At 64.0% G+C, this 1,643-nt stretch carries 1 protein-coding gene; it reads left to right on the top strand.

What is annotated here, in order from left to right; all coding sequences use genetic code 11:
- Window positions 1–1,643: calcium-binding protein (locus C6P64_RS17820; RefSeq protein WP_281257919.1), on the top strand; the 1,643-nt coding region annotated here is incomplete at both ends.

The following is a 1,643-nucleotide window of genomic DNA, read 5'->3' as shown; positions in this document are numbered from 1 at the left end:
GCCAACGGCACGCTCTGGGGAGCTGCGGGCATTGCCGCGCAGGTCATCCAGGTGGAGGGTTCGCTGGGCGATGACGAACTGGTTGGCACGGGCGCGACCGACTCGATGCAAGGTGGCCAGGGCAACGACCAGATCTGGGCAGCTGGAAATGCCGATACCTTGCTCGGTGGCGAGGGCCAAGACAGCCTGTTTGGCGAGCAGGGCAACGATCTGCTCGATGGTGGAGCGGGCAACGATTGGCTTTCGGGTGGAGACGGGGCGGACAGCTATGTGTTCGGCATCGGCTCGGGCCGCGACACGGTCGATGCCTCGGACAGCTGGTATGGCCAGCAGGGCGTAGCACCGGTCGACACGGTGAAGATCGGTACCGGCATTGCGCCGGCCGACGTCAAGCTGGCCCGGGTCGGTGACGACTTGGTGCTGAGTCTGGCGGGCGGCAATGACAGTCTGACGGTCTTTGGGTATTACGCCGAAAGTGCGGATGCCTACGGTTACAGCCGAATCCAGCTGCAGTTCGCCAGCGGTACGCTCTGGGGGGCTGCTGAAATCGCGTCACAGACCATCCAGATGCAGGGCACGCCGGGTGATGACGAGCTGCATGGAACGGCAGCGCCCGACTCGATGCAGGGCGGCCAGGGCAATGATTGGATTTATGGCAATGGGAATGCCGATACCTTGCTCGGCGGCGAGGGCCAAGACAGCCTGTTCGGCGAGCAGGGCAATGACCTGCTTGACGGTGGAGCGGGCAACGATTGGCTCACTGGCGGTGACGGGTCAGACAGCTATGTGTTCGGCATCGGCTCGGGTCGCGACACGGTCGATGCCTCGGACAGCTGGCATGACCAGCAGGGCGTGGCGCCGGTCGACACGGTGAAGATCGGTGCCGGCATTGCGCCGGCCGACGTCAAGCTGGCCCGGGTCGGCGACGATCTGGTGCTGAGCCTGGCGGGTGGCACCGACAGCCTGACGATGTTGGGGTATTTTTCCGAAAATCCGGATTATTCCGGCTACACCCGCATCCAGCTGCAGTTTGCCAACGGCACGCTCTGGGGAGCGACTGGCATTGCGGCACAGGTCATCCACGTCGGTGGCACACCGGGCAATGACGGGCTGGTTGGCACGATCGCGACCGACTCGATGCAGGGCGGCCAGGGCAACGACCAGATCTGGGCGGGCGACAAGGCTGATACCTTGCTCGGCGGCGAAGGCCATGACAGCCTGTTCGGCGAGCAGGGCAACGATCTGCTCGACGGCGGAGCGGGCAACGATTGGCTTTCGGGTGGAGACGGGGCGGACAGCTATGCGTTCGGCATCGGCTCGGGTCGCGACACGGTCGATGCTTCGGACAACTGGTATGACCAGGTAGGCGTGGCACCGGTCGACACAGTGAAGATCGGTGCCGGCATTGCGCCGGCCGATCTCAAGCCGGCGCGTGTCGGTGATGACTTGGTGCTGAGCCTGGCGGGTGGCAGCGACAGCCTGACAGTGCTGGGGTATTACTCGGAAAATGCGGACTACTACGGTTACAGCCGCATCCAGTTGCAGTTCTCCAACGGCACGCTTTGGGGTGCTCAGCAGATCAAGCAGGCGGTCAATACCGCACCGACGGCGAGCAACCGTGCTGTGACCTTCAACGAGGACAC

Origin of the sequence: Malikia granosa (assembly GCF_002980595.1) — a bacterium.
Classification (GTDB): Bacteria; Pseudomonadota; Gammaproteobacteria; order Burkholderiales; family Burkholderiaceae_C; genus Malikia; species Malikia granosa.
Note: the sequence above shows the minus strand (reverse complement) of the source record. Positions and strands in the feature narration are given on the sequence as shown.